Below are 5,148 nucleotides of genomic sequence, written 5' to 3' on the forward strand. Positions count from 1 at the left end.
GGGGTGGCCACCTTCCAGCCCAGCTTCTGGGCGGCGTAGCCCAGGTGGACCTCCAGCACCTGACCGATGTTCATACGGGAGGGCACGCCCAGGGGGTTCAGCACGATATCCAGCGGCGTACCGTCGGGCAGGAAGGGCATATCCTCCTGGGGCAGCACCCGGGACACAACGCCCTTGTTGCCGTGACGGCCGGCCATCTTGTCGCCCACCTGAATCTTGCGGCGCTGGGCGATATAGACGCGGACCACCTGGTTCACGCCCGGCCCCAGCTCGTCGCCGGCCTCGCGGGTGAACTTCTTGGCGTCCACCACAATGCCGGACTCGCCGTGAGGCACCTTCAGGGAGGTGTCGCGGACCTCACGGGCCTTCTCACCGAAGATGGCCCGCAGCAGCCGCTCCTCGGCGGTGAGGTCGGTCTCGCCCTTGGGGGTGACCTTGCCCACCAGAATGTCGCCGGAGTGGACCTCGGCGCCGATGCGGATGATGCCGTTCTCGTCCAGGTCCTTCAGGGCGTCCTCGCCCACGTTGGGGATATCCCGGGTGATCTCCTCGGGTCCCAGCTTGGTATCCCGGGAGTCGATCTCATACTCCTCGATGTGGATGGAGGTGTAGTAGTCCTCCCGGACCAGACGCTCGTTCAGCAGCACGGCGTCCTCGTAGTTGTAGCCTTCCCAGGTCATGAAGCCAACCAGGATGTTGCGGCCCAGGGCGATCTCGCCCTGATCGGTGGCGGGGCCGTCGGCCAGAACGGTGGGATCCTCGATCTCGCCCTTCTCATTCACCCGCTTGCCGTGGACCCGCTCGCCCACGGAGACGATGGGATGCTGGTTGATGCAGGTGCCGTGGTTGGACCGCAGGAACTTGGTGAGCTTGTAGTCCTTGGTCTCGCCGTTGTCATACTTGACGGTGATGTGGCGGGCGTCCACACTGGTGACCTCGCCCTCGCCCTCGGCCAGAACCACCACCTCGGAGTCGATGCAGATTTTGTGCTCCATGCCGGTGCCCACAATGGGGGCCTCGGGGCGGAGCAGGGGCACTGCCTGACGCTGCATGTTGGCGCCCATCAGGGCACGGTTGGCGTCATCGTTGGGCAGGAAGGGAATCATGGCGGTGGCGATGGAGACCATCATGCGGGGGGACACGTCGATGTAGTCCACCATCTCCTTGTCCACTTCCACGATCTCATCCCGGTGACGGGCGATGATACGGGCGTTGATCAGGCAGCCGTTCTCGTCCACCGGCTCGGCGGCCTGGCCCACCACGTAGTTGTCCTCCTCGTCGGCGGTCATATAGGTGATATCGTCGGACACACGGAAGGTCTCCTTATCCACCTTGCGGTAGGGAGCCTCAATGAAGCCGTACTCGTTGATGCGGGCATAGGTGGCCAGATAGGAAATCAGGCCGATGTTGGGACCTTCGGGAGTCTCGATGGGGCACATACGGCCATAGTGGCTGTAGTGCACGTCACGGACCTCCATGTTGGCCCGCTCCCGGGACAGACCGCCGGGACCCAGGGCGGACAGACGCCTCTTGTGGGTCAGCTCCGCCAGGGGGTTGGTCTGGTCCATGAACTGGGACAGGGGGCTGGAGCCGAAGAACTCCTTGATGGCGGCGGTGACGGGCCGGATGTTGATCAGGCTCTGGGGGGTGACGGTATCCAGCTCCTGAATGGTCATGCGCTCCCGGATCACCCGCTCCATGCGGCTGAAGCCGATGCGGAACTGGTTCTGCAGCAGCTCGCCCACGCAGCGCAGGCGGCGGTTGCCCAGGTGGTCGATATCGTCCTTGTTGGAGATGCCCCGGGCCAGGCCGTTCATATAGTTGATGGAGCAGAGGATATCGTCCACCACAATGTGCTTGGGCACCAGCTCATCCTTGTGGAGGCGCAGCTGGTCTTTCAGGTCCTCGCCGGAGTACTGGTTCAGCAGCTCCTGCAGCACGGCGAAGCGGACCCGCTCCTTGATGCCGCACTCGGCCTTGGCGTCGAAGTCCACATAGTGGCTCAGGTCGCACATCCGGTTGGACATCACCTTCAGGGGCGCGCCGTCCACGTCGATGGTGACCTCGGCCACGCCCACCGCGTCCAGCAGACGGGCGTCCTCGCCGCTGAGCAGGTGGCCCTCCTCGAAGAGGATCTCGCCGTTGGCGGGGTCCGCCACGGGATAGACCAGCTTGTAGCCGGTGACCCGGGCCCACAGGGACAGCTTCTTGTTGAACTTGTACCGGCCGACGGTGGACAGGTCGTAGCGGCGCGGGTCGAAGAACAGGTTGTTCATCAGGGTCTCACTGGCTTCCACCGTGGGGGGCTCGCCGGGACGCAGCTTGCGGTAGATCTCCAGCATGGCGTCCTCATAGGTCTTGCAGGGGTCCTTCTCCAGGGTGGTCATGATGCGGGGATCGTCGCCGAACGTCTCCTGAATCTCCGCGTCGGTCCGCAGGCCCAGGGCCCGGATCAGGCAGGTGATGGGCAGCTTGCGGTTCTTGTCGATGCGGACCCAGAACACCTCGTTGGCGTCGGTCTCATACTCCAGCCAGGCGCCCCGGTAGGGGATGACGGTGGAGGTCAGGATGGGCAGGTCGGTCTTCAGGTCCAGCTCCTTGCCGTAGTACACGCCGGGAGAACGGACGATCTGGGACACCACCACGCGCTCCGCGCCGTTGATGACGAAGGTGCCGGAGTGGGTCATCAGGGGGAAATCTCCCATGAAGATCTCCTGCTCCTTGATCTCCTCGGTCTCCTTGTTGCGCAGACGCACCTTGACTTTCAGCGGCGCCGCGTACGTGGCGTCCCGTGCCTTGCACTCCTCCACGTCATACTTGGGAGCCTCATCCATCTTGTAGTCGATGAAGCTCAGCTCCAGATTTCCCTGGTAGTCGTTGATGGTGCCCACGTCCGCGAATACTTCCCGCAGGCCGGCGTCCCAGAACCATTGATAGGAGTTCTTCTGGATCTCCAGCAGGTTGGGCATGGGCATGACTTCCTCGTGCCGGGCAAAGCACTTACGAAGGGTCTTTCCGTAATACTTGTCTTTGGCCATCTGTTGTTCACGCAACCTTTCTTTTGCCCCGTCCGGGTCTGTCCTCCCCCGGCCGCGGCAGAGTATTTTCATCGGCGCAGAGCAGCCGCCGCAGGCGCCCCGTTTCCGACACGCCCGGCCTTGTTGTTAAATTTCACCCGCTCTGCTATTGCTTTTCCCTGTCAGATGTGCTATCTTGATTTCAGGATTTGAGTGTGGGATTTTGCCCACTCATATTTGCAAGCGACTAATTTTATCATGGTTTCCGCCTGTTGTCAACCGTTGTTTTCCCGCAGCCGAAGATTTTCGGCTGCTTTTTGCTGCGCGGAAAGCTCCCCCGTTTTGCGGGGGAGCTTTTTTATTTACCGTCACAGCGTCTCCAGGAAGCGGGCCAGGGGAATGCTGTCATCCCCCTTCCGCCAGGCCGCCAGAATCTCCTCCGTCTCCTCCTCCCCCTCCAGCGGAACGAACACCAGGTTGTCCGCATTGGTCAGCTTATCCGTGCAGTAGGCGGGCAGGATGGAGATGCCCTCCTCCGCCGCCACCATCATCAGGATGCTCTCCGTGTCGTTGGAGCGCAGGAGGATGTTGGGCTGGTAGCCCGCTTTCTGATAGAGCTGCATGAAATAGGCGTCGCCGAAGGAATCGCCGGTGCCGGAGGGAGTCATGTACAGAATCGTCTCGTTTTTCAGGTCCTCCCGCCGCAGGGAGGCCCGCTGGGCGAAGGGATGGCCGCCGTAAAGGGCCACCACCAGCCGCACCCGCTCCACCAGCCGGCTCTCCACCCGGTCCTCCCGGCAGAGGTTGGTGCTGTCCCAGGTGAAGATCAGGTCGTACTCCCCGTTCAGCAACCCCGCCGCCAGCATGTCCGTGTCGCAGCGGAAGCAGATCAGCAGAATGTTGGGAAAGGCCCGGTGAAAGCCGCACAGCTTGTTGGACAGGTCGCTGCGCTCATAGCCCTTGGTGTAGCCAATCCGGATGGTGCCCACCAGTCCCGCGGAGGCGTCCCGGGTCCTGCTGAGGGCGGTCTCCATCCGCATCAGCACGGCCTTGGCTTCCTTCAGAAACACCGTTCCGGCAGGCGTCAGGGAAACCGGCCGGCTGTTGCGGTCCAGCAGCCGGACCCCCAGCGACTCCTCCAGCGCCCGGACCTGCTGGGTGATGGCCGTCTGGGAAATGTAATATTGCGTGGCGGCCCTGGTGAAGCTCCGCTGCTCCGCCACCGCCACAAAGTACTTCAGTTGGTTGATGTTCATAGCTCCGCTCCAATAATAAGATAATCTTATTTTAATATGGATATTTTGGATTTGCAATCCCGGAAATTCCGGCTTAAGATAACAAATCATTATCAGCAAAGGAAGCGTGGCTCAGGATGAAAATCATGGTGTACGAAGCGCGGCCCGACGAGCTGGCGGACCTGCGGGCCCAGGAGCGGGAGCTGGACGTGGAATTGACCATCACGGAGGCGGTTCCCTCCCCGGAGACCGCCGGACTTCCCATGCCCATAAAGGCCATGGCGGGACCGGCGTTGGGGTTGGACGCCGCCGACTGCATAGCCGCACCCTGAGCGCCAACCAGATGGGCCGCCGCCCGGGTGGGGTCCATGAAGGCCGCATTGCGCTGCATCTCCTTGATCATCTGCTCGTCTTCCTCATTGGCCTTCACCGAGGAGACGCCCACCCGTTGGATCTCAATGCCGCGGAAGTCCCGCCACTGGGCGGAGAGTTCTTCCTTCAGGGCGGAGGCCAGTTCCTGGGCATGGCCAGGAAGCGCGGAATAGCGGATGCCCTGTTCAGAGATTCGTGCGAAGGCGGGCTGGAGGGCGGTGAGCAGCTCGCTTTTCAGCTGGCTGTCCAGCTCCATGCGGTTGTATTCGTCCGACACGTTGCCGCAGACGTTGGTATAGAACAGGAGAGGATTGACCAGCTTGTAGCTGTATTCCCCGAAGCAGCGAATAGAAATGTCGATAACGATGCCGGCCCGCTGGTCCACAACCCGGAAGGTCACAGGAGAGGGGGTGCCGTACTTGTTGCCGATGAGCTCCTTGGTGTTGAAATAGTAGACTCGCTGATCCTTGGGGGGCTCGCCGCCAAAGGTGAAACGCTTGCCCATATTCTGGAACGACGCCTTG

General features: G+C 62.0%; 3 protein-coding genes. All 3 read right to left on the reverse strand.

What is annotated here, in order from left to right:
* Positions 1-3,038, reverse strand: a 3,038-nt coding sequence (gene rpoB, locus SOX55_RS07965; RefSeq protein WP_325286907.1) for a DNA-directed RNA polymerase subunit beta, incomplete at its 3' end; no start/stop codon positions are given.
* A gap of 347 nt (positions 3,039-3,385) precedes the next feature.
* A complete protein-coding gene (locus tag SOX55_RS07970; protein ID WP_325286908.1) occupies positions 3,386-4,273 on the reverse strand; it encodes a LysR family transcriptional regulator in 888 nt (295 codons plus the stop codon).
* Between the two features lie 73 nt (positions 4,274-4,346).
* A partial coding sequence (locus tag SOX55_RS07975) for an SPFH domain-containing protein (protein ID WP_325286909.1) occupies positions 4,347-5,148 on the reverse strand: 802 nt, incomplete at its 5' end.

This window comes from Dysosmobacter sp., assembly GCF_034093755.1.
Taxonomy (GTDB): domain Bacteria; phylum Bacillota; class Clostridia; order Oscillospirales; family Oscillospiraceae; genus Oscillibacter.